General features: G+C 58.4%; 21 protein-coding genes. 13 read left to right on the top strand and 8 right to left on the bottom strand.

The window, feature by feature from the left end:
- The first annotated feature begins 54 nt into the window (after window positions 1–54).
- Both ELB75_RS07450 and ELB75_RS07455 read left to right on the top strand, forming a co-directional pair.
- On the top strand, window positions 55–660 hold the full coding sequence (locus ELB75_RS07450; RefSeq protein ID WP_064090755.1) for a glutathione S-transferase N-terminal domain-containing protein: 606 nt from the start codon (window positions 55–57) through the stop codon (window positions 658–660).
- 267 nt (window positions 661–927) lie between these two features.
- Window positions 928–1,332, top strand: coding sequence for a ClpXP protease specificity-enhancing factor (locus ELB75_RS07455; RefSeq protein WP_126983383.1), 405 nt, complete (start codon window positions 928–930; stop codon window positions 1,330–1,332).
- A 183-nt stretch (window positions 1,333–1,515) separates the two neighbouring features.
- Here ELB75_RS07455 and ylqF read toward each other — a convergent pair whose 3' ends face one another.
- The 6 genes from ylqF to ELB75_RS07485 form a co-directional block, all read right to left on the bottom strand.
- Window positions 1,516–2,445: a ribosome biogenesis GTPase YlqF gene (gene ylqF / locus ELB75_RS07460; protein WP_126983384.1), complete on the bottom strand. Its 930-nt coding sequence runs from the start codon at window positions 2,443–2,445 to the stop codon at window positions 1,516–1,518.
- A 254-nt stretch (window positions 2,446–2,699) separates the two neighbouring features.
- Window positions 2,700–3,557 (bottom strand): RNase adapter RapZ, encoded by an 858-nt coding sequence (rapZ, locus tag ELB75_RS07465; protein ID WP_126983385.1) that lies wholly within the window; start codon window positions 3,555–3,557, stop codon window positions 2,700–2,702.
- Complete coding sequence (gene hprK / locus ELB75_RS07470; protein ID WP_126983386.1) at window positions 3,538–4,500, bottom strand: HPr(Ser) kinase/phosphatase; 963 nt, start codon at window positions 4,498–4,500, stop codon at window positions 3,538–3,540. The genes rapZ and hprK overlap by 20 nt, the downstream gene beginning before the upstream one ends.
- 14 nt (window positions 4,501–4,514) lie before the next feature.
- On the bottom strand, window positions 4,515–4,961 hold the full coding sequence (ptsN, locus tag ELB75_RS07475) for a PTS IIA-like nitrogen regulatory protein PtsN (protein ID WP_126984241.1): 447 nt from the start codon (window positions 4,959–4,961) through the stop codon (window positions 4,515–4,517).
- Between the two features lie 101 nt (window positions 4,962–5,062).
- On the bottom strand, window positions 5,063–5,887 hold the full coding sequence (gene ubiA, locus ELB75_RS07480; protein WP_241236128.1) for a 4-hydroxybenzoate octaprenyltransferase: 825 nt from the start codon (window positions 5,885–5,887) through the stop codon (window positions 5,063–5,065).
- 255 nt (window positions 5,888–6,142) lie between these two features.
- Window positions 6,143–6,652 (bottom strand): chorismate--pyruvate lyase family protein, encoded by a 510-nt coding sequence (locus ELB75_RS07485; protein ID WP_126983388.1) that lies wholly within the window; start codon window positions 6,650–6,652, stop codon window positions 6,143–6,145.
- Between the two features lie 92 nt (window positions 6,653–6,744).
- Here ELB75_RS07485 and ELB75_RS07490 point away from each other — a divergent pair, with 92 nt between their 5' ends.
- From ELB75_RS07490 to ELB75_RS07515, 6 genes are all read left to right on the top strand, one after another.
- On the top strand, window positions 6,745–7,221 hold the full coding sequence (locus ELB75_RS07490) for a SixA phosphatase family protein (protein WP_241236050.1): 477 nt from the start codon (window positions 6,745–6,747) through the stop codon (window positions 7,219–7,221).
- 3 nt (window positions 7,222–7,224) lie between these two features.
- A complete protein-coding gene (locus ELB75_RS07495) occupies window positions 7,225–7,590 on the top strand; it encodes a hypothetical protein (protein ID WP_126983390.1) in 366 nt (121 codons plus the stop codon).
- Window positions 7,591–7,652: 62 nt separating this feature from the next.
- A complete protein-coding gene (locus ELB75_RS07500; protein WP_064084895.1) occupies window positions 7,653–8,027 on the top strand; it encodes a YkvA family protein in 375 nt (124 codons plus the stop codon).
- A gap of 200 nt (window positions 8,028–8,227) precedes the next feature.
- Complete coding sequence (gene panC, locus ELB75_RS07505; protein ID WP_126983391.1) at window positions 8,228–9,061, top strand: pantoate--beta-alanine ligase; 834 nt, start codon at window positions 8,228–8,230, stop codon at window positions 9,059–9,061.
- A gap of 348 nt (window positions 9,062–9,409) precedes the next feature.
- Window positions 9,410–12,499, top strand: a complete 3,090-nt coding sequence (locus tag ELB75_RS07510) for a DNA translocase FtsK (RefSeq protein WP_126983392.1) — start codon at window positions 9,410–9,412, stop codon at window positions 12,497–12,499.
- A 174-nt stretch (window positions 12,500–12,673) separates the two neighbouring features.
- Complete coding sequence (locus ELB75_RS07515) at window positions 12,674–13,999, top strand: MFS transporter (protein ID WP_126983393.1); 1,326 nt, start codon at window positions 12,674–12,676, stop codon at window positions 13,997–13,999.
- Window positions 14,000–14,069: 70 nt separating this feature from the next.
- Here the strand turns inward: ELB75_RS07515 and ELB75_RS07520 are convergent, their stop codons facing one another.
- Window positions 14,070–16,475 carry a FepA family TonB-dependent siderophore receptor gene (locus tag ELB75_RS07520; protein WP_126983394.1) on the bottom strand — a complete coding sequence of 802 codons (2,406 nt, stop codon included), beginning with the start codon at window positions 16,473–16,475 and terminating at the stop codon, window positions 14,070–14,072.
- 382 nt (window positions 16,476–16,857) lie between these two features.
- Between ELB75_RS07520 and ELB75_RS07525 the strand changes: the two genes are divergently transcribed.
- From ELB75_RS07525 to ELB75_RS07535, 3 genes are all read left to right on the top strand, one after another.
- A complete protein-coding gene (locus tag ELB75_RS07525) occupies window positions 16,858–17,925 on the top strand; it encodes a FecCD family ABC transporter permease (RefSeq protein ID WP_126983395.1) in 1,068 nt (355 codons plus the stop codon).
- Between the two features lie 198 nt (window positions 17,926–18,123).
- Entirely contained in the window at window positions 18,124–18,909 is a 786-nt protein-coding gene (locus ELB75_RS07530) for an ABC transporter ATP-binding protein (protein ID WP_126983396.1), read from the top strand.
- 113 nt (window positions 18,910–19,022) lie between these two features.
- Window positions 19,023–20,048, top strand: coding sequence for an ABC transporter substrate-binding protein (locus ELB75_RS07535; RefSeq protein WP_126983397.1), 1,026 nt, complete (start codon window positions 19,023–19,025; stop codon window positions 20,046–20,048).
- Between the two features lie 222 nt (window positions 20,049–20,270).
- Here the strand turns inward: ELB75_RS07535 and ELB75_RS07540 are convergent, their stop codons facing one another.
- Window positions 20,271–20,633 carry an Mth938-like domain-containing protein gene (locus tag ELB75_RS07540; RefSeq protein ID WP_126983398.1) on the bottom strand — a complete coding sequence of 121 codons (363 nt, stop codon included), beginning with the start codon at window positions 20,631–20,633 and terminating at the stop codon, window positions 20,271–20,273.
- Window positions 20,634–20,904: 271 nt separating this feature from the next.
- Here ELB75_RS07540 and ELB75_RS07545 point away from each other — a divergent pair, with 271 nt between their 5' ends.
- Complete coding sequence (locus tag ELB75_RS07545; RefSeq protein WP_126983399.1) at window positions 20,905–22,209, top strand: homoserine dehydrogenase; 1,305 nt, start codon at window positions 20,905–20,907, stop codon at window positions 22,207–22,209.
- On the top strand, window positions 22,202–22,612 hold the full coding sequence (locus ELB75_RS07550) for a hypothetical protein (RefSeq protein WP_126983400.1): 411 nt from the start codon (window positions 22,202–22,204) through the stop codon (window positions 22,610–22,612). The genes ELB75_RS07545 and ELB75_RS07550 overlap by 8 nt, the downstream gene beginning before the upstream one ends.
- The last annotated feature ends 108 nt before the right edge of the window (window positions 22,613–22,720 follow it).

Below are 22,720 nucleotides of genomic sequence, written 5' to 3' on the forward strand. Positions count from 1 at the left end.
GCATACGCCGGCAGTATTGCCAAGCCGGCGACACCGTTTAGGGAGAATACAGTTATGATGGTTTTATACTCAGGCATTACCTGCCCCTTCAGCCACCGCTGCCGCTTCGTGCTATACGAAAAAGGCATGGATTTCGAAATCAAAGACGTAGATATCTTCAACAAACCCGAAGACCTCTCCGTGATGAACCCCTACAACCAAGTTCCCGTATTGGTTGAGCGCGACCTCATCTTGTTTGAATCCAATATCATCAACGAATACATCGACGAACGCTTCCCCCACCCGCAACTTATGCCCGGCGACCCCGTGATGCGCGGTCGCGGCCGCCTGGTTTTGTTCCGGATGGAAAAAGAGCTGTTCAGCCATGTGCAAAAACTTGAAAGCCACGAAACCTCCGCCAAAGAACAGGCCAAAGCGCGCGAAGCCATCGGCCAAGGCCTCACCCTGCTCGCCCCTGCCTTCTCCAAAAACAAATACGTGCTGGGCGACGACTTCTCCATGATCGACGTGGCCATTGCCCCCCTCCTGTGGCGGCTCGACCACTACGGCATCAAACTGGGCAAATCTGCCGCGCCCATCCTGAAATACGCCGAGCGCATTTTCCAACGCGAATCCTTCATCGCCGCGCTCACCGCCGCCGAAAAAGCCATGCGCCGCTAAGTATACAGGTCGTTTGCTTGAAAATCGTATCCACGTTTTCCAAACAAGCGGCCTTTAGCTGAAATATATATAGTGGATTAACAAAAATCAGGACAAGGCGGCGAGCCGCAGACAGTACACACGTTACGGCAAGGCGAGACAACGCTGTACCGGTTTTTGTTAATTCACTATATTTTTCATTCCTAGCAGCGAGCCAACGCCGTAGGAAGTGAAGTATTTTAGCGATATATTTTTCAGGTAGCCTTTCGCCACACAGGAATCTTGCCCATGAACCCCACCCTCAAACCCTATCTCATCCGCGCCTTGCACGAATGGTGCAGCGACCAAGGCCACACGCCCTACATCCAAGTATGGGTAAACGAGCACACCCGCGTGCCCATGCAGTTTGTGAAAGACAACCAAATCATCCTCAACATCGGCGCCACTGCCTGTGTCGGCCTGCACATCGATAACGACTGGGTCAGCTTCACTGCCCGCTTCGGCGGGGTGGCGCACGAGATTTGGATTCCGGTCGGCCACATCGGTGCCATCTATGCCCGCGAAACCGGCGAAGGCATGAATTTCGACATCACTCCCTACGAACTGAGCACCCCGCCTCAACCCGAAGCCGGCAACAGCGGAAAAGGCAGCAAACCCGCCGGCAAACACAAAGGCCTGAAGCTGGTGAAATAACCCTTGGTACGGCAAAAACAAAGGCTACCTGAAAAGCAGTTTGTATGCTTTCGCTTTCAGGTAGCCTTTAGCATATATAGTGAATTAACAAAAACCAGTACGGCGTTGCCTCGCCTTGCCGTAACGTGTGTACTGTCTGCGGCTCGCCGCCTTGTCCTGATTTTTGTTAATCCACTATATTGCCTATTTCCCCTTACGCCGTTCAGCTTGCCGCTCGGCGCGTTTGGCTTGCAGGCGGGCTTCTTCTTCGCGGGCGGCAGCAAGCCAGATTTGCCATTGCTCGGGGGTTTCGAGGGTGATGCGGCCGATTTGGCCGTCGCGAAAATCGGTGAGGGTGTTTTCGGCGGCTTTTTGGTAGTTGATGCGGCCGCCGCCAAGCAGGGCGCCGCGCCGGCGGCCGATCCATTCGAGCCAGTCGGTGTCTTGCCAGCTTTGGCTCTCTTCCGGGTCGGCTTGGTAACGCGCCTGCAGCTGGGGCAGGTAGTGCTGGCGCAGATAGTCGAGCAGCTCGAGGGCGACGGTTTCTTCGTCCAGCGCATTGCGGCCTACTGCGCCGCTGGCAGCGAGGTTGTAGCCGCTTTGCGGAACGATGATTTTCGGCCACAGCATGCCGGGGGTGTCGTAGAGCCAGAAGTCGTCGGCAAGCAGCAGGCGCTGTTCGGTTTTGGTGATGCCGGGTTCGTTGCCGGTTTTGGCGGATTTTTTGCCGATCATGCCGTTAATCAGAGTGGATTTGCCCACGTTGGGAATACCGCAGATGAGCACGCGCAGGGGGCGGTCGATGCCTTGCCGGTGCGGAACCAGCGCGCGGCAGGCGGCGGTGATTTTTTGCGCGGCCTGGCGTTCGTAAGCATCAAGGGCCAGGGCGCTGGTATTGGGCCGGTTTTGCAATTCAGCCAGCCACACCCGGGTGAGCTCGGGGTCGGCAAGGTCTTGTTTGTTCAGCAAGTAGAGCTTGGGTTTGCCGCGCGAAAGCTGGGCCAGCAGTGGGTTCTGGCTGGAGGCGGGCAGGCGGGCATCCAGCATTTCGATGACCATATCGGTGCTTTTCAGCCGCTCGATGAGGGCTTTTTTGGTTTTGTGCATATGGCCGGGAAACCATTGGATGCTCATGATGTTTTCTTTCTGTAGGTTTCAGGTAGCCTTTGGCGGGAAAAGGCTACCTGAAAATGTTGGGGGATACTGTTTTTCGGCAATTAAAGCTGATGTTTTATAGTGAATTAACAAAAACCGGTACAGCGTTGGCTCGCCTTGCCGTAACGTGTGTACTGTCTGCGGCTCGCCGCCTTGTCCTGATTTTTGTTAATCTACTATAGCTTCGCAGAAATTCAACTTCTGTTTGGCCAACTTTCTCGCGCCGAATGCGCTCACGCACGGTGTGTAGCCGTAGCGGGAAGCTGGCGGTGGCGCACCCACACGGGGTAGTCGCGCAGGCGTTCGGCCACGGCTTCGGCCACGAATACGGAGCGGTGCTGACCGCCGGTGCAGCCGATGCCGACCACGAGCATGTGTACGCGGGTTTGGCGGGCGTATTCGGGCAACCAGCGATTTAGGTAGCGGCTGATGTCGGCCACCATTTGCTGCACGACTTTGAATTGGGCGAAATAGGCGCGCACGGCTTCGTCGCGGCCGGTGAGTTCGCGCAGGTTTTCATCGTAATACGGGTTGGGCAAGGCACGGGCGTCGAAGAGGAAATCCAAATCCAGCGGCGCGCCGTATTTGAAACCGAATGATTCGATCACCACCTGTAAACCGCCGTGGCTGAGAGCGAGCCACTCTTGGATACGGAATTTTAAATCGCCGATGCTATCGTGGGAATTATTGATGCAAAAGGCGAAACTCTGCCACGGTTGGAGCATTTGCCGCTCGGCGGCTATGCTTTCGGCCAAAGTGAGGGTGTTGGCGGCGAGCGGGTGGCGGCGGCCGTGGTGGTCGAGCCGGCGGATGAGGGTGGCGGTGTCGGCATCGAGAAACAGCAGGCGCAGGGGGTGGCCTTGGCGGCGGATGGCGCGCAGGCAGTTTTGGATGGTGTCTTGGGGATAAGGCAGCCGGATATCGAGGCTGATGGCCAGCTTGCTGATTCGGCTGGCAGCAGATTGCTCCACCAATTGGGGTAGGAGCGAGGGCGGAATATTGTCCACGCAGGTGAAGCCCATATCACCGAGCAGTTTTAAGGCAACTGTTTTTCCCGAGCCGGTCAGCCCGCTAATCAGCACTATCCTCATGGCTGCGTTCGTCTTCCCTCAGCATGGCGGTATGGCGTTCTAAAAATTCTTTGGTACTGTCTTTGCCACGCGCCTGCAGAATATAGTTGCGCACCGCTGCTTCCACCAGCACGGCGAGGTTGCGGCCGACGGCCACCGGCAGCGTAACCGAGCGTACGGCTACGTTGAGGATGGTTTCGGTTTCGCTTTGGATGGAAAGGCGGTCGAGCGTTTTCATATAATTATCGTCGGCCAGCGTCAGGTTGATGATAAGTTTAAGCTGCTTGGAGGGCAGCACGGCGGTTTCGCCGAAAATGGTGCGGATATTGAGCACGCCCAGGCCGCGCACTTCGAGAAAATCACGCAATACGGCCGGGCAGCGGCCTTCCAGCGTTTCCGGGCCGGTGCGGTAGAGTTCCACCGCATCGTCGGCCACCAAACCGTGCCCTCGAGAAATCAGCTCCAAGGCCAGCTCGCTCTTGCCCAAGCCGGACGCGCCCATCAACAGCACGCCGATTTCAAACACGTCCAAAAACACGCCGTGCTTCACGGTGGAGGCGGCCAGCACGCGCTGCAGGTAAATCCGCAGCACGTCCATCAAAAACGGGCTTTCGATTTTGGAAGTGAGCAGCGGCACGTTGTGGGTGTGGCAATAATCGCGCAGCATGAAGGGCACGGGCAAATCGTTGGCCACAATCACCAGGGCAATGCTCAAATCGAAGAGTTCGTCCAGGCTCGCCTTCACTTCCCCGGCGGCCATCTTATCCAAATAGGCCACTTCGGCCACGCCCAACACCTGCACCTGGTTGGGATGGATAAAATTCAAATGCCCCACCAGCGCCAACACGGGTTTGTCGGCATCCACGCTGATGCGGTTGTCTGCGCCCGCCGTGCCGGCCGACCAAGCCAAACTCAGCTTGGCCTGATTGTCTTGATAGAGCTTGCGCACGGAGATGCTGGGCATGGGTATCCTGTCTGTTATGCAGTGAGGATGCGGTGGGCGGCTTCGGCGTTTTCGGCAACCAGAAGCTGCTCGCGCACGGCTTTATCCGAAAGCTTGATGGCCAAGGCAGATAGTACTTCCAAATGCTCGCTGGAAGCATTTTCCGGCACCAGCAGCACAAACACCAGCGATACCGGCTCACCGTCGGGCGCATCGAAATCCACAGCTTCTTTCAAGCGGATAAACGCGCCGGTGGCCGCTTGCACTTCGGCATGCCGGCCATGCGGGATGGCCACGCCGTGCCCCAGCGCGGTAGTGCCGAGCTTTTCGCGCGCAAACAGGCATTCAAACACAGCGGCGCGGCTCAGGCCGGATTCGCTTTCCAGCAGCAGGCCGGCTTCTTCAAACAGGCGTTTTTTGCTGCTCACTTCCAAATCCAGCACAATATGCGATACGGGCAGGATATTGCCGATCAGGCTCATGGTTACTTCTCTTGCGTAAAAATTCATTAAGGATAGGATTGTACCTGTGCCGCCGCCGAAGGGCAATTTTGTGCCCGGCGGCCAGCTTTCAGGTAGCCTAATCAGCCGCCGCTGTAATGCACCAGCAAACCGAGCCATAAAGCCCAGCCGATGCGGTTGTTGGATAAGAATACCTTAAAACAGGCTTCCCGGTTGCGGCTGCGGATGGCACGGTATTGGCCGCATTGGTGCCACACCGCGTACACCAGCGCAAGCCAATACGGCCAGCGGGCGTGAATCGCGCAGCCCGCAGCGGCCATCAGCAGCACAAACAGCGCGTGGCACAGCATGGCGGCTTCAGCATCGCGGCGGCCGAAGGTGATGGCCGAGGTTTGAATGCCGATTTTCAGGTCGTCTTCCTTATCGGCCATGGCGTAGATGGTGTCGTAGGCCAGCGTCCAGCAGGCATTGGCGGCAAACAGCAGCCAGGCCAGCGGCGGCACATGATTTTGCACCGCGGCAAAGGCCATCGGAATACCAAAGGAAAAAGCCAGCCCCAAATACAGCTGCGGCAGCGGGAAAAAGCGTTTAGTGAACGGATAACTCAAAGCCAGAAACAGCGCGGGCAAGCTCATCAGCCAGGTTAGCCCGTTCAACGGCAGTAGGCACAGGCAGGCAGCGGCACACAAAACCAACAACAAAAGCAGCGCCTCGCGCGTATTTACCTTGCCGGTGGCAAACGGGCGGTTTTTGGTGCGCGCCACCGCCCCGTCGAAATTGCGGTCGGCAAAATCATTGATCACACAACCGGCGCTGCGCATCAGAAAAGTGCCAAGCACAAAGGCCAGCAGAATGCCGAAATCGGGCAACCCGTCGGCAGCCATCCACAGCGCCCACAGCGTGGGCCACAGCAAAAGCAACGTCCCGATGGGTTTGTCGGCGCGCATCAGTTGCAGGTACACGGCCAGACGCTCGGCTTGTTTCGGGGAGAGGAAAGAAAGAAAAGGCACGGGAATTCTCGGGGTGTAGTTTCAGGTAGCCTTGAGGCTGCGGCAAAGGCTACCTGAAAAAGAATATTGCATAATAAAACGGCTGGGTGGAAGCGGATGGTTTAGGCTACCTGAAAATTATGGTTTTCAGGTAGCCTTCATTTGGCGGTGGCAAACAGCTACCTGAAATACTGTCTGCTGCAAAATACCGCCCTACTCCTCCAAAAACCGTGCCAGCTCGGGCATAAAACCCTCGGTCAGCACCATTTTTTCGCCGTTCAAATCAAATACCGAACGGCGCAGGCAACCGGCTTGGGCGGCTTGTTCTTGTTGCGCGGGCGGCACGGCGGCGAAGGCGAGCGGGCTGCGTTCGGCGGCCAGGCGGCCATCAAACAGGCGTTTGCCCAAAGGCTGCGTGCCGCAGGCCAGAATGCTTGGCCATGCCCCCGCTAAAGGGCATACGCTGCGCGCCCACACCACCGGTGTATCATCCAGCAGCAGCCACACCTGGCGCACATGAAACGCATTGCCAGCCACCTCTTCGCCCGGCCACAGTTGCGCCCGTTCGCCCTGAAAGGCTACCTGAACGCGGAAATCCGCGCCGGTGGCCTGCAAGGCCAAGGTGAGCGAGGGTGCCTGTATCAGGCGGCGCAGGGCGGCGGAAACGGCGGGCGGTTCGGGCTGCCAAATCAGCGGCGGCAGGGTGTGTGGAAAGGTTGTCATTTGTTTGTGTTATTGAAACCATGCTTTTCAGGTAGCCTCATAGGCTGCCAAGCATTAAGATGCGAATTGTATCAGAGAATAAGGAAGCCAAGATGAACCTGATTTTATGGCGTCACGCCGAAGCTGAAGATGGCGTACCCGATTTGGAACGCGTCCTCACCGACAAAGGCCGGCGGCAGGCCGATGCGTCGGCTCAGTGGCTGCGGCCGTATCTGAACGGCCAAGTGAAGGTGTGGGCTTCGCAAGCACTGCGCAGCCGGCAAACTGCCGAAGCGCTCGGCCTGCCCTATGCCGTGAAACCCGAGCTGAATCCGATTAACCATGTGGAAGAGCTGCCCGCGCTGATTGCCGCGCATAAAGGGGCAGATTATTTGATACTGGTGGGGCACCAGCCCTGGCTGGGGCAGCTGTGCAGCTATCTGCTCAACGGCGGCTGGCTGGCGGGCAATTATTGGGCGGTGAAGAAATCCGGCATTTGGTGGTTTGGCGTGAAAAGCGGTGAAGGCGGCAGGCTCTGTGCCAAACTGAAAACCGCAATGACCCCGCAGCTGCTATTACCGGAAGATTAAAATATGCTCAACAAACCCAAGATTGAGGAAAAAATCTCCTCTATTGATAAAGAGATATGTACCCATGCCATTTTAGAGATGGTTTTTAACGCCGATCGCGAAGAAGTGGATTGGGTTTTCGCCCATTTGGTAAAACTGAGCGAAAATACCAACCCGACCGTGAGCGGCCTGGCTTTAACCTGTTTCGGGCATTTGGCCAGGCTGCACGGATATATAGGCGACCACAGGCGGATTGTTGCGCTATTAGAGGCTTTCCGAAACTCGCCCGTAAGCGAATTGCGGGGCAGGGCTGAAGATGCGTTAGAGGATATTGAAATTTTCTGTAGCAAACCGCAAACGCATTGCTCCGAGCCGACACCCGAAACATAAATCCACTTGAAACCTGCCGCTACCGCGCCCATTTGCACCCTATCCAATGCAAGGAGTTTGCCATGAATCAAGACAACCCTGTCCGCCCCGAAGATTTCGTGCCGGAATTCCGCCGTCGCCGTTTTGAGCCGGACGGCTTTTTGCGTAAGCTGCGCCGTTTCGCGCTGCGGCTGGGGCGGCCGGTGGTGGAGCAGCTGTATGCGCTGTATTTCCTGTTTCAATCGCCCGCCGTGCCCAAACGTGCCAAACTGATTATCGTGGGCGCGCTGGTGTATTTCGTCAGCCCCATCGACAGCATCCCCGACCTGCTCGGCCCGCTGGGCTTCAGCGACGATATTGCCGTGATCACGCTGGTATACGCGCAGATGAAGGATTATCTGACGGAGGAAATCAAAATCCGTGCCCGTGCCGCAGCGGAACGATTAGTGCGGAAATAGGCTTGCCTATACCCGGAAAGGCTACCTGAAATTTTAAAGCGCATAAGCCGCATCACATCAATGCAAACAAGCCATCCACGCTCCATGCCGCGATCCAACAATGAAGGCTACCTGAAACCTCACCATCATGTTTTTCAGGTAGCCTCTCCCAGCATGGCGGAGTATACTGCGCCGCATTTTATTAATAGGGCAAACCCGCCATGAAAATTATCCATACCATTCAAGAACTGCGCGACTGGCGCCGCGAAGCCGGCAGCGTGGCATTCGTGCCCACCATGGGCAACCTGCACGAAGGGCATCTGGCCTTGGTACGCGAAGCGGCCAAACGGGCAGACAAGGTGGTGGTGAGCATTTTTGTCAACCCCCTGCAATTCGGCCAGGGCGAGGATTTCGACCGCTACCCGCGCACGCTGGAGCAGGATGCCGCCAAACTGGCCGGCGAAGGCGTGGCCGTACTCTTCGCGCCGAACGAGCAAGAGCTGTATCCGAACGTGGCCCAGCAATACAACGTCGAGCCGCCCCATCTGCAAAACGAACTGTGCGGCGCGTTCCGCCCGGGGCATTTCCGCGGCGTGGCCACCGTGGTGGCCAAACTGTTCAACATTGTTGAACCAGACTACGCCTGCTTCGGCAAAAAAGACTACCAACAGCTGGTTATCCTGCAAGGCATGGCTGCCGATTTGAATTTCCGGGTGGAAATCGTGCCGGTAGACATCGGCCGCGCCGCCGACGGCCTGGCGCTCTCCAGCCGCAACCAATACCTGAGCGAAGCCGAGCGCAAACAAGCCCCGCAGCTCTACCGCGAATTGCAGGCCATTGCCCACGCGGTGGAAAATGGCAACCGCGACTACGCCGCGCTGGAACAACAGGCGGCAGCAAACCTGAAACAGGCCGGCTGGCAGGTGGACTATGTGGAAATCCGCCACGCAGGCAACCTTCAGGTAGCCCATGTTGGCGACAGCGAACTGGTGGTGTTGGCCGCCGCTCGTTTGGGCAATACGCGCCTCATCGACAATATCGAAATCCGCCTCTAATCTTTCATCCCGCCGCCCGCAATATGCGGGCGGAGATTTTTGTATAGCGAATTAAAACCAGACTAGGGCAAGGCGGTAAACTGCAGACAGTATGAGCAATACGGCAAGGCGAGCCAAGGCGGCAGCATTCCGATTTTAATCCACTGTAACCCCTTAGATTTAAACACCAATCAAAGCACCAACATCACAGAACGTGTAAACATATCATACAGATAGGCAGGCCAGCGGGAAGCCCGTCACACAACAATGCGCCGAGGCCGAGGATTTTGCCCAGGCCTGCCAGGTTTGATTTCAGCGGGAAACACGTTAAAATACCAGCCTTTGCGCCAAATTCGGGAGCCGCTGTTTATGTTTTTAGTTTTTCTGCTGATTTTGTTGTTGGCCGGCATCGCCGTGCTCTTGTGGTGGCGCGCACGCGAAGAGCGCGAATGGCTGCTGGAGCTCACTTATCTCAACCGGCACCAAAACAACAAGCAACCCACTGATACCGAAGCGGAAAACACCCCGCAGCAGCAACCTGCCCGCCCTAATGTGCTGCCGCAGCGCGCGCAAACCCAAGTGAAGCTGCACTATCAAAAAGTGCAAGACGAATTACAGCGCAAAATCGAACTGCTTGCCGGCGGTGTGAAGAAGAAAGCGCGTCGCCGCAACGTGAGCGAAAACCAGGAAGAGCTACCGATTTTCAACCCCACGGAAGAAGAAACGATTGCAGAAGAAGCAAGCGCCCTGCTGCCGGAAACCGCTGCGGAGGCCACTGCCGAGCAGGCGGAACATATTGAAAACACGAACGCCGCCGAAACCGAAGCCAACACTGCCGCCGAGCCGGAAATCCACGATTTATCCGCCCCCAATGCCGATTTGCCCGTTATCACCGAAGCCGAAGCCACCCGCCACAGGCTACCTGAAAACTTCGAAGACGAAGAAAACCGCCCCGAGCCGAGCATCATTTCCCTTTCCGAAGCCACCCGTATGCTGCACAAAAACGAAGCAGCCGAAGCCAAGCCGCTGGAAACCGTGGTGTTGAACTGGCCGATTAAAGCTCCCTCCCCCGCCCCCGAGCCGCGCGAAGAAATCACCCCGGCCGACCCCGCCGTGCAGTATGTGCGCGAAAAAATCCAAGCCCACCTGCCGCCCGCAGCCGAACCTGCGCCTGAAGAACCTGCCGAAGAGCGGCACACCATCAGCCCCGACGACATCCGCAACAACCTCCTACGCCAGCGCCTGCGTGCACGCCGGCAGCCCCAGCCCGCACCACAACCGGCCATTACCCCGCAGCAGCCCGATTTGCCGGTTATCAATGAAGACGAAATCTTGGCTAATCTGGCAAAAACCGATGCCCCGGCCAACCGCCAGCGCAGCCGCTTCAAGCGCCAAACCGTGCGCGAGAGCGTGATTCCCGCCGCCGCGCGGGTGAACCACAGCCAGGGCGCGCAAGTGCCGATGGCTGTGCCACCCCAGCAGGCCAAGCCGCTGCCGATTTCCACCCGCTTCACCCCATTCAATCACGGCACTGCGCCCGAAAACCCCGACGCCCAACCAGTTGAGGAGGAGTCGGCGCTGCCCGCCGAACAACCGCCGATTTTTTTCCCGCAAAACACCGTTGAAGACAGCCCGCCTTGGCACTTGGCCGAAACCGTGAGCGACGATGCGGCTGAAGTGTATGCAGATACCACCGACCAAGCTAGTGCCCAATATCACTTCCGCCCCGACCTCTCGCTCACTGAGCAAGCGCCGGCTGCCGAACCGGCCATCGAGTTCGACAACGGCAACGAATGGCAGCAGGCCTTGGAGCAAGGCGCAGCCGAAGCCCAAGCGCAAACCGCGTGGGCAAGCCCCGCACCCACTGCCGCGCCCGGCATCCCTCCCCTGCCCGACCTGCCGCCGCAGCCCGCGCCGGTTTCAGCCGTTTCCGCCGTATCGTTTGCCGATTTCGGCCACTACCATGTGCCGATGAACGAGCTGCTCCTGCCGCCGCAATACGATAATGACGCCACCCTCAGCGAAGAACAGCTGCTGGAAAACAGCATCAAAATCGAAGAAAAACTGGCCGAGTTCCGCGTGAAAGTAAACGTGGTGGATGCCTATGCCGGCCCGGTAATTACCCGCTATGAAATCGAGCCCGATGTCGGCGTGCGCGGCAACTCGGTGATTAATCTGGAAAAAGACCTAGCCCGCTCGCTCGGCGTGGCCGCCATCCGCGTGGTGGAAACCATTCCAGGCAAAACCTGCATGGGCTTGGAGCTGCCCAATCCCAAGCGGCAGATGATCCGCCTGAGCGAAGTGTTCAATTCGCCGGTGTTTGCCGAAAGCAAATCCAAGCTCACCCTCGCACTGGGCCAGGACATCACTGGCCAGCCGGTGGTAACCGACCTCGCCAAAGCCCCGCATCTCTTGGTGGCCGGCACCACCGGCTCGGGCAAATCCGTGGGCGTGAACGCCATGATTTTGTCGCTGCTGTTCAAAGCCACGCCCGACGAAGTGCGCATGATCATGATCGACCCGAAAATGCTCGAGCTCTCCGTGTATGAAGGTATCCCGCACCTGCTCGCGCCGGTGGTAACCGACATGAAACTGGCCGCCAACGCGCTCACCTGGTGCGTGAACGAAATGGAAAAACGCTACCGCCTGATGAGCCATGTGGGCGTGCGCAACCTCGCCGGCTACAACCAAAAGATCAAAGATGCCGCCGCCCGCGGCGAACGGCTGGCCAACCCCTTCAGCCTCACCCCCGACAATCCCGAGCCGCTCGTCCGCCTGCCGCACATCGTGGTGATTGTGGACGAATTTGCCGACCTGATGATGACTTCCGGCAAAAAAATCGAAGAGCTGATTGCCCGCCTCGCCCAAAAAGCCCGCGCCGCCGGCATCCACCTCATCCTTGCCACCCAGCGCCCCAGCGTGGACGTGATTACCGGCCTGATTAAAGCCAACATCCCCACCCGCATCGCTTTTCAGGTAGCCTCCAAAGTGGACAGCCGCACCATCATCGACCAAATGGGCGCGGAAAACCTGCTCGGCCAAGGCGACATGCTCTTCCTGCCGCCCGGCACCGGCTACCCGCAGCGCGTACACGGCGCCTTCGTGGCCGACAGCGAAGTGCAGCGCGTGGCCGAATACCTCAAAGGCTTCGGTGCACCCGATTATGTGGAAGACATCCTCACCTCCGGCGTGGGCAGCGACGATTTGTTCAGCAATGCCAACAGCGGCATCGGCGGCGGCAACAGCGGCCGAGACCCCCTGTTCGACGAAGCCGTCGCCATCGTTTTGCGCACGCAGAAAGCCACCATCTCCTCCATCCAGCGCCACCTGCGCATCGGCTACAACAAAGCCGCCACCCTAGTGGACCAAATGGAAGCCGAAGGCATCGTTTCCCCCGCCGACACCAACGGCAAACGCACCATCCTCGTCCGGCCGGATCATTTGGACGACGGCGCATAGGCCGGATAAACCGAAAAAGGCTACCTGAAAACGTTTTGCGCCCTGCAAAGCCAAAGTTTTCAGGTAGCCTTTTTCTTGCCCCATACCACTCTGGCAGAAATCGGCTAGACAAACGCGCCTTTCGTCCTTAATATCGCGCACTTTCCATCTTTTACCGTTTTTCACACACACATCATGAGTACCGAACACCATCTGCGCAACAACCCCTATAAAGTCGCCGTCGCCTCCATGGTGGGCACGGCTATCGAATTTTACGATTACTACATCTACGCTGCTGCCGCCGTGCTGGTATTCAACAGCCAGTTTTTCGACAAAAGCGACCCCAAAGTAGCCACCATCCTTTCACTCTCCACGCTGGCACTGGCCTTTTTCGCCCGCCCTATCGGCTCGGCGCTGTTCGGCCATTTCGGCGACAAAATCGGCCGCAAGAAAACACTGGTGGCCTCATTGATGACCATGGGGCTTTCCACCGTGTGCATCGGCCTCTTGCCCACCTATAAAGACATCGGCATCGCCGCGCCGCTGCTTTTGTGCCTGTGCCGCGTCGGCCAGGGTATCGGGCTGGGCGGGGAATGGGGCGGCGCGGCCTTGGTGGCCACCGAAAACGCGCCCGACGGCAAACGCGCCTGGTTCGGCACTTTCCCGCAGCTAGGCGCCCCCATCGGCCTGTTTATGGCCAACGGCGTATTCTTCCTCATCAGCTCCGCTATCGGCCATGAAGCCATGGTGGATTGGGGCTGGCGCATCCCCTTCGTCGCATCGATGATCCTGGTGTTTGTCGGCCTGTGGATGCGGCTGACCATGCACGAAAGCCATGTGTACCGCGAAGCCGAATCGGAAGGCAAAGTGAAGGCCGCGCCGGTGAAGGAAGTATTCGCCAATCATTGGAAACCGGTGTTGCAAGGCACATTTATCATGGTGGCCACCTATGTGCTGTTCTATATCATGACCGCCTTCGCCCAGGTGTATTCCAAATCACCAGCCAAGCTTTCCGAATTCGGCCACCCCACCGGTCTGGGCATCCCCGCCAACACCTTCACCGGCTTTTTGATGATCAGCGCCGTGGTGTTCGGCATCTTCATCAGCCTCTCCGGCGTCTATGCCGATAAAATCGGCCGCCGCCGCTTTTTAATCTGGGTAAGCGCCGCCATGCTCGTATTCGGCCTGGCCATGCCCTGGTTTCTCACCAACGGCACGCCGATGAGCGTGTTTGCCTTCCTGATTATCGGCATGATTCTGATGGGCCTCACCTTCGGCCCGATGGCTGCGCTGCTGCCCGAATTGTTCCCCACCGAAGTGCGCTATTCCGGCGCATCGCTGGCCTACAACTTCTCCGCCATCATCGGTGCATCGCTGGCCACATTGGTGGCCATCGAGTTCAACGAACACTACGGCATCCTCGGCGTTGGCATCTACCTGGCGGCAAACTGCGCCCTCACCCTTGCAGCACTCATCAGCACGCACGAAACCAAAGATGTGGATTTGACCAATACCAAATAATTGCCGTGCCGGAAAAAGAGGCTACCTGAAATTTTCAGGTAGCCTCTTTGTTTGCCCTGCCGCGTATCCGTTAAAACGAATAGCGGGCGTTGAAGAAGAAGCTGCGGCGGCGTTCGTTGTAGGTGCGGGCGGTGCCGGCGGTGCGCAGGATGGTTTTGTCGAACAGGTTGTTCACCCCGGCGCGCAGGCTGACGGTGTCTTTCCAGTTGTAGCCGACGTTGAGCCCGAACACGCCGTAGCTGCCCAATTCGTGTTCCTTCAGCTTGCTGCCGCCGTCTTCGTAGTACACGTCGATGAAGCGGGTGGGCCGGGAGCCGGTTTTTTGGCGGCCGTAGCGGGTGTAGGTGGCGTTTAAGTCCCATTCGGGAGTGATTTGCCAATTGAGAGCGCTGTTGATGGTGTATTTGGGCACAATCGATACGGGATTGCCATAGAACTTCTCTTCATTGCGGTGGAAATAGGTGAAGTTGGTGCTGAAGTTCAGTTTGTCGCGAATCAACGGCAGGGTTACGTTGCCTTCGAATCCGGCGAGAACGGCTTTGCCGCGGTTGCCCCATTGGTACACGTTGGTGGCGGTGTAGTTGCGCCAAATGTTGATGTCGGCGCGGTTGTTGGTGCGGCGTACATCGCGATCATAGCCGCTGGGCGGGGCGTCGATGGTGGTGACGAATTCACCGTTATCGATAATGCGGTTGCGGTAGTCGTTGTGGAAATAGGCCAGCGAGGCGAGGTAGCCGTCTTTGTTGAACTCGAAACCGATTTCTTTGTTGATGCTGGTTTCGGGTTTGATGTCTTTATTGCCGACAAAGTAGCAGGCACGCCCCCAGTCGAAGCCGCCCGGGCGGCTATTGAGGTAGGGATTGGTGGGACGCTGATCGTTGCCTGCGCCGGTACCGCCGGTGGCACTGTTATTTTGTGCGTTGGGGTTGTCCCAGCGGTTGTGTTCGTCGATTGGACAGCCGTGGCTGGCATTGGTCAGCATGTAGTTGGGCTGGGTTTGGTACAAATTGGGCGCTTTGAAGGCACGGGCGATGCCGCCTTTAATCCGCCAGTTATCGTTCAGGGCGTGGGAGAAGTTGAACGAGGGGGAGAAGTTGGAACCGAAGGCGGTGTTGTAATCCCAGCGCAGGCCGGGGGTGAGGAAGGTGCGGCCTTGGTTGAGGGAAATATTGTCTTCCACATAGATGGCAAAATCGTTCTGACTGCCTTTGCCGCTGCGGCCGGTGCTGGCGAGCCAGGGGATGTTGCCGTAGGTTTGCATGGTTTGCTTCATGGAAGCGGCATCGTCGAGCACGGAGCGGCCGCCTTCCGCGCCCACGGTGAGGGTGTGGCGGCCCAAAGGCAGGTCGGCACGGCTGCCGAAGCGGTAGTTTTTCAGGATACTGTCGGAAAAGCCGGTGGTGCTGTTGTAGGCACCTTCAGTACTGCCGAGCAGTCCCTCGGGCAGGCGGCTGTTTACGGTTTTGTCGAAGCTGATGTAGCTTTCCAAATCGCCCCATTCCCAGTTGCCGCGGTGGGTGAGGGTGTAGCTTTGGCGGTAGAGGCGGGCGGTTTCCGAGCCGATAAGCGGGAAGGCAACGTTGCGCACGGCCGGAACGAGTACGTTGCTGCTTTGAGTGTCGCCGTTGTAGATATTGCCTTGGCGGCTGTAGGAGGCATCGAAGATAAGGCGTTGGGTGGGGCTGATGTCCCATTGCAGGCGGCCGGCGATGTCGCGGTTGCGCACGCCTTCGCGGCCGGCGCTGAGGGCAGTGCCGGTGTTTACGCTGTTGTTGATGTCGAAATCGTCGGGGCTGGTTTTGTTGAGGCTGCCGTAGAGGCGGAAGCCGAGGGTATCTTGCACGATGGGGCCGGATACGATGAAGTTGGCACGGCGGGTAGCGCCTTGGCCGGTACCGCTCTGCGGCTGTTCGATATAGGTGCCCACGCTGCCGTGGAATTCGCGGGTGATGGATTTGGTGCGGATGTTCACCACGCCGCCCATCGCGCCGGAGCCGTAGCGGGCAGCGGCAGGGCCGCGCAGCACTTCGATTTTTTCAATCATTTCGGGCGGTACCCAGTTGGAATCGCCGCGCGTGTTGCGCACGCCGCCGCGGCCGTAGCGTTCGGCATTGCGGGAGCGCACGGATTTGCCGTCGATCAAAATCAGCGTGTTTTCCGGGCCCATGGCGCGGATGTCGATTTGGCGTTTGTTGCCGCGCGCGCCGCCGGGCGAGTTGGTGCTGAGGGTAACGCCGGGCATTTTGCTGACGATTTCGGAAATGTCGTTGGTGACCGGCATACGCTGCAAGTCTTGCTTGGTGATTAGCGAGGAACCAAGCTGCTGTTTGGCTTGGGCTTCGGCAGTGATGTAGATGGTTTCCAGCTCAGCGCTGTCGGCAACAGGTTCGCTGGCAGCAGGTGCGGTTTCGGCAGTGGCAAAGCCGGAGAGAAGGAGTGCGTTGAGTACGGTGAGGCGGAACAGCTTGGTTTGCATTTGGCGTGAGTCCTTGTGCGTGGTTTGTTCAAAAGTAAGTGTTTGTTCAAAAGTAAGTAGAGAGATGGTTTTCAGGTAGCCTGCCGTGCATCAGAGGCTACCTGAAAATATTGTTTCGGCAGGCGCGGCATGGTTGCCGAGTTTTGCGGGGGCGGATAATCGGTTTTTGGCGCGGTGGAAACCATCAGGCGGAAGGACTAGTCCTATCGGCTATGCGGCAGGCCGGGTGGCGGAATGGAGGTTGGCAGCCTGCAGCCATGCTGGTATTCGCACGCCGCATCCGCCGGAAGGGGAAGGCGGGGCATACTCCTTTCGTACGATAAAACGCGGTTTGCCTTGCAGATAGAATGCGGCGGTTTTCCCTGCCTGTTTCCGATGCCTTATGTCTGTGCCGCCGCCCAAACGTTCTGCCGGCTATCCGCTGCTGATGGCCACCCTTGCCTGCCTGTTGCTGCTGGCGGTGTTGTTTTCCCTGTCGTGGGGGCGCTATCCCGTGCCGCCGGGCGGGGTATGGCGCAGTTTGGTGCAGGGGGCGGTGCAACTGGCATCTGAGTGGCATTTGCCCTTTGCGGCAAGCCTGCCGCAGATTCAGGCCGACGAGGTGCAGGCCAATATTGTGTTGAATTTGCGCCTGCCGCGTATTTTGGCAGCCATGCTGGTGGGCGCGGCGCTGGCGGCTTCGGGCGCGGCTTATCAGGGAATTTTCCGCAACCCGCTGGTGTCGCCCGATTTGCTCGGCGTGTCTTCTGGTGCCTGCGTAGGCGCGGCGTTGTCGATTCTGCTCGGCTGGAGCATTTGGGGCACGCAAGCAGCGGCCTTTGCCGGCGGACTGTTGGCTGTGTTGATGACTTTAGCGCTACCTCGGCTGATCGGGCGCAATTCGGCAGTGATCTTGGTGCTGGCGGGGATTGTGGTGTCGGGCTTTATGTCGGCCACGCTCGGGTTGATGAAATATCTGGCCGACCCGGAAACCGAGCTGGCGGAAATCGTGTATTGGCAGATGGGCAGCCTGGCCAAATCGGAATACGGCAATCTGGCGGCGCTGGTGCCGGTAATGCTGCTGGCGGCTGGCGCGCTGGTGGCGATGCGTTGGCGCATCAACGTGTTGTCACTGGGCGATAGGGAAGCGCGGCTGGTGGGGGCGGAAATCCGGCGCGAACGCACGATTATGGTGGTGTGCGCCACGCTGCTGACTGCCTCGGCGGTGTGCATGAGCGGCACCATCGGCTGGCTGGGTTTGGTGGTGCCGCACTTGGCGCGGCTGGCGGCGGGCGACAACAACCTGCGCACGCTGCCGCTCTCCATCTTGGCCGGCGCACTGTTTTTGCTGTGCACCGACACGCTGGCACGCAATCTGTATGAGCAGGAAATCCCGCTGGGTATCATCACCGGCTTTATTGGCGCACCGTTTTTCGCTTGGGTGCTGGTACGGCAGAAAGTGTCAGATTAGCCGCAGCCAGCCAACCTTTTGGTTTGGGCAGCTGTACACAGGCTGCATTGCAGGCTACCTGAAAGCATGAGCTTCAACGAAGTTAAAATCTGCCCGCCCGATTCTGGTAAGCCCGTTTTGTTTATTAACGCTGCCGTTTTTGTTTCGCAGAAACCCTGCTTTCAGTAGCCTCAAGCCCGAATTAGAAATACCCAAACCATGCTGAATATCGAAAACTTGCATTATGCCTACCGCGGCCACCCTGTGCTCAACGGCGTGAACCTGCACATCGAACACGGCACGCTGCTCACGCTGCTCGGCCGCAACGGCGCGGGCAAATCCACCCTGCTCAACTGCATCGCCGGCCTACTTGCTCCGCAGCAGGGGCGCGTGTTGCTGAACGGGCAAAACGTGCAGGCCATGCGGCCACGCCAGATTGCGCGGCTGGTGGGCTATGTGTCGCAGGCCGCGCCGCAAACCTACCGCTACAGCGTGTTGGATTATGTGGTGCTTGGGCGTGCCGCCCGTTTGGGTTTGGCCGCCAAACCGAAGGATGAAGACTATGCCGTTGCCATGCAGGCTCTGGAAACGCTGAATATCGCCCGCCTGGCCAGGCATATTTATATGGAAACCAGCGGCGGCGAAAAGCAGCTGGCCAATATTGCCAAAGTGCTGGTGCAGCAGCCCGAATTGATTTTATTTGACGAGCCCACTTCTGCACTCGATTACGGCAGCGCCGTACAAACCCTGCGGCTGGTGGCGGATTTGTCCGAACGCGGCTACACCATCATCATGACCACGCACAATCCCGAACATCCGCTGCTCCTGCACGGCCGCCTGCCGCACAGCCAAACCGCCATCCTCGGCCGCGACGGCACGCTGCTCTCCGGCAACACCGCCGATATTTTGAACAACGAAAGGCTGGAACAACTCTACGGCGTCGGTCTGCGCCTGCTCGACGTGCCCGATTGGCCGCGCCGCGTGTGCGCCGTGGCGCAATTGTGAACGGCAAAATTTCAGGCTGCCTGAAACCAAAAACTTGTTTTAACTCCGTTGATGCTAATGTTTTCAGGTAGCCTTCAATCCCGTCCCAAGCTCTCAAGCAAAAAGGAAAAACCATGTTTTCAACACCAAGCAAACTCAGAGCCGCCCTGTTTGCCGGCCTGCTGCTCGCCTTCCAGCCCGTGCACGCCCGCACCGTGCACGACATCAACAACCAAAGTGTGGAGCTGCCGCAACAGGTAAACCGCATTGCCGACCTGTGGCCGGCCAACAACCAAGTGGTACTGATGCTCGGCGGTGCCGACAAACTGGTGGCCACCACCGAAGCCACCCGCAACCTGCCGTGGTTTGCCAAGGTGTATCCGCGTATTAAAAACGTGCCCGCTCTGAGCAACGGCCAAACCGTGCAGAGTGAAGCCCTGCTCAGCGTGCGCCCCGATGTGGTGCTGCTTTCCCAGCCCGCCATGCAGCAGCAGGTGTTGCGCGCCGGGATGAAGCCCGTGCTGGTGCGCTTCCAAGACTTTAACGGCCTCAAGCAAACCGTACGCATCACTGCCGACGTGATCGGCGGCAACGCCCCGCAAATCGCCCGCCAATACAACGCCGAATTAGACGGCAACCTGCGTTTCGTTCGCAGCCGGCTGGCCAATCTGAGCAACGCGCAGAAGCCCACCGTGCTGCACCTCACCGGCGGTGCCAACCTGCGCCGCATTGACGGCGGCCGCTCGATAATCGGCGAATGGATACGCATTGCCGGCGGTCGCCCCGCATTGTCCGAACAGGCCAACTTGAGCGAAGTATCGATGGAAGCCATTGTTCAGGCTAATCCCGACGTGATCATCGTGGGTGGGCGCAACGCCGCGCAGGCCATCGCCCGCATCAAACAAGATCCGGCCTGGCAGAGTATCAAAGCCGTGCAGAACAACCGCTTGCACGCCAACCCGATTGGCACATTCGGTTGGGATCGCTACAGCACCGAAGCCGCCCTGCAAGTGTTGTGGGCAGCCAAGCTGCTGCATCCGCAACGGTTTAGCGATGTGGACATGACCGCCAAAATCCAAGATTTCTACCGCCGCTACTACCGCTACAACCTCAGCGCGGCCGAAGCACAGCGCATCTTGCAAGGCTTAGACCCGCAATAGGGATGCGAACGGCAAAAAGGCTACCTGAAAACGGCGATGTGTTTTCAGGTAGCCTTTTTATAGTGGGTTAGCATAAGAATGCTACGGCATCGGCTTGCCTGGCCGTAACGCGTGTACTGCCTGCGGCTTGCCGCCTTGTCTCATTCTTTATTTAAATCCACATTTTCAGGTAGCCTGTGGCAGGAGGCTACCTGAAAATTCTGCGCCATCTTGCCTGCCGCATTACGGCCACAGCCATGCCCACACGCGGCGGCCTTCGCTTTGCAGCAAAAGATAGGTGCGCACGGCGGCGGCGGTGGGCATGCATTCCACGCCGATGCCGCTTGCCGCAGCGGCAATGCGCGGGTGTAAAAACTGTTGCCGTTCGCCGGTGCCGATGAGGATGACTTCGGGCCGGCTTGCAGCGGCGAGGGCTAGGTCTTCAGCTTGCAGCTCGGCTGCAGAGGCCAGGGTAACGGTTTGCACGCTGCCGCTGCCGTCAAGCAATACGGCTTGGCGGTAGGTGTGGCCGTCGATTTCGATTTGTCCGGGCTGATAGTGATCGATGTGGCAGGCGGAGGCGGGCTGGTGTTCTTGAATCAGCATAATTTGTTTGTGTTTGAATGGGTTGGAGGCTACCTGAAGGCACAGGCTGCAAGGCGGTTGGAACGCTTGGCTTCGAGGCGGTGTGGTTAAAAGTGTAAGTGTTTCTATTAAAAGGTGTAAAAACCGGGGTTTTCGGCTAAGATAACGGCTTTCTATCCGCTTTCGGATTTTATTGTTTATCAGCTTGGCCGCCGGTATGGCAGGCCGGCATGTTCAGAGCAAAACGGCAAATGGGCGCTCGGCGCAGCCGTAATCATAACAAGGAGTCAGCATGCAACCAATCAGAATTGGCATCTTGGGGATGGGTACCGTCGGCGGTGGTACGGCCAAATTATTGTCGGAAAACGCGCAGGAAATCACGCGCCGCCTGGGGCGCGAAGTGTGCATCAGTATGGCCGCCAGCCACAACACCGACCGCATCCGCAAACTATGCCCGAGCGACACGGTGGTGTCGGACGATGTGTTTCAGGTAGCCCGCAGCGCGGATGTGGATATCGTGGTGGAGCTGATCGGCGGTACGGATACGGCACGCGAAGTGGTGTTGTGCGCCATTGAAAACGGCAAACACGTGGTCACCGCCAACAAAAAACTCTTGGCCGAATACGGCAACGAAATTTTCGCGCTGGCGGCGGAAAAAAATGTGATGGTAATGTTTGAAGCGGCGGTGGCCGGCGGTATTCCGATTATCAAAGCCTTGCGCGAAGGCCTGGCCGCCAACCGCATCAAATCGGTGGCCGGCATCATCAACGGCACCAGCAACTTCATCCTGAGCAATATGCGCGAGCATGGCAGCCCGTTTGCCGACGTGCTCAAGCAGGCACAGGAGCTGGGCTATGCCGAAGCCGACCCGACTTTCGATATCGAAGGCCACGATGCGGCGCACAAACTGAGCATTATGTCCGCGCTGGCGTTCGGCACGCCGATTAATTTCCAACACTGCTACCTGGAAGGCATCAGCAAGCTGGAAAGCCAAGACATCCGCTACGCTGAAGAGCTGGGCTACCGCATCAAACTGCTGGGCATCACCCGTAAAACCGACGAGGGCATCGAACTGCGCGTACACCCCACGCTCGTGCCGGAATGCCGCCTGCTGGCGCAGGTGGAAGGCGTGATGAACGCCGTGCTGGTGCAATCCAATATGGTGGGCGAAACCCTGTATTACGGTGCCGGCGCCGGTGCCGCCCCAACCGCCAGCGCCGTGGTGGCCGACATCATCGACACCGCCCGCCTGATGCACGCCGCCAGCGAGCAGCGCGTGCCGCCGTTGGCTTTCCGCCGCAACGAACAGCTGCCGGTGTTGCCGATCGACGCAATCACCAGCAGCTACTACCTGCGCGTATCGGCGCAAGACAAACCCGGCGTGGTGGCCGACATCGGCCGTATCCTCGCCGAGCAGGGCATCTCCATCGAAGCCCTGCTGCAAAAAGGCGTGATCAACCATGAAAACGCCGAAATCGTGATTCTCACCCACCAGACCAAAGAAAAGCACATCAAGGCCGCCATCGCCCAAATCGAAGCACTGGAACACGTTTTCCAGCCTGTGATGATGTTGCGCATGGAAAGCCTGCATGGCTGAAATTCAAACCGATGAAGCCGCCCGCCGCAAACGCCGCCGCACCCTCATCGGCTGGCTGGCGGTAACGGCGGCGCTGGCGCTCGCCTTTGCCCTCGTGCCGCGCCTGTGTGCGCCGGATAAGGCCGACATCAGCCGCCGCATCGTAGAGGCTTGCATCCAAAACATGCCTGCCGTGCCGCAATGGCAGGCCGACTTGGCCAAACACGGCCTTGCCGGCCAAAGCGGGCGCGTGCTCGAACCCTACTGCCGCTGCCTGTGGGAAGAGCCGGTGCAAAAACTCGGCACGGAAGACATCCGCAGCCTGCCCAAACTCTCGCCGCAACAGCAGCTGGACAAACTCGGCGGCAGCGAAGCCTTCCTGCAACGGCAAGAGCAATGCCTGGCCGCACAAGCCAAACGTTAAACATCAAGTGCTTGCCCCGATTGAAGGCTACCTGAAAATACAGGTAGCCTTCTCGCCAAACAGCAGCCTGCACGTTGGGAAAACCGAAGTGCAGGCTGCTTTTCAAGG

It is taken from the genome of Eikenella corrodens, assembly GCF_003990355.1.
GTDB classification, from domain to species: Bacteria; Pseudomonadota; Gammaproteobacteria; order Burkholderiales; family Neisseriaceae; genus Eikenella; species Eikenella corrodens_B.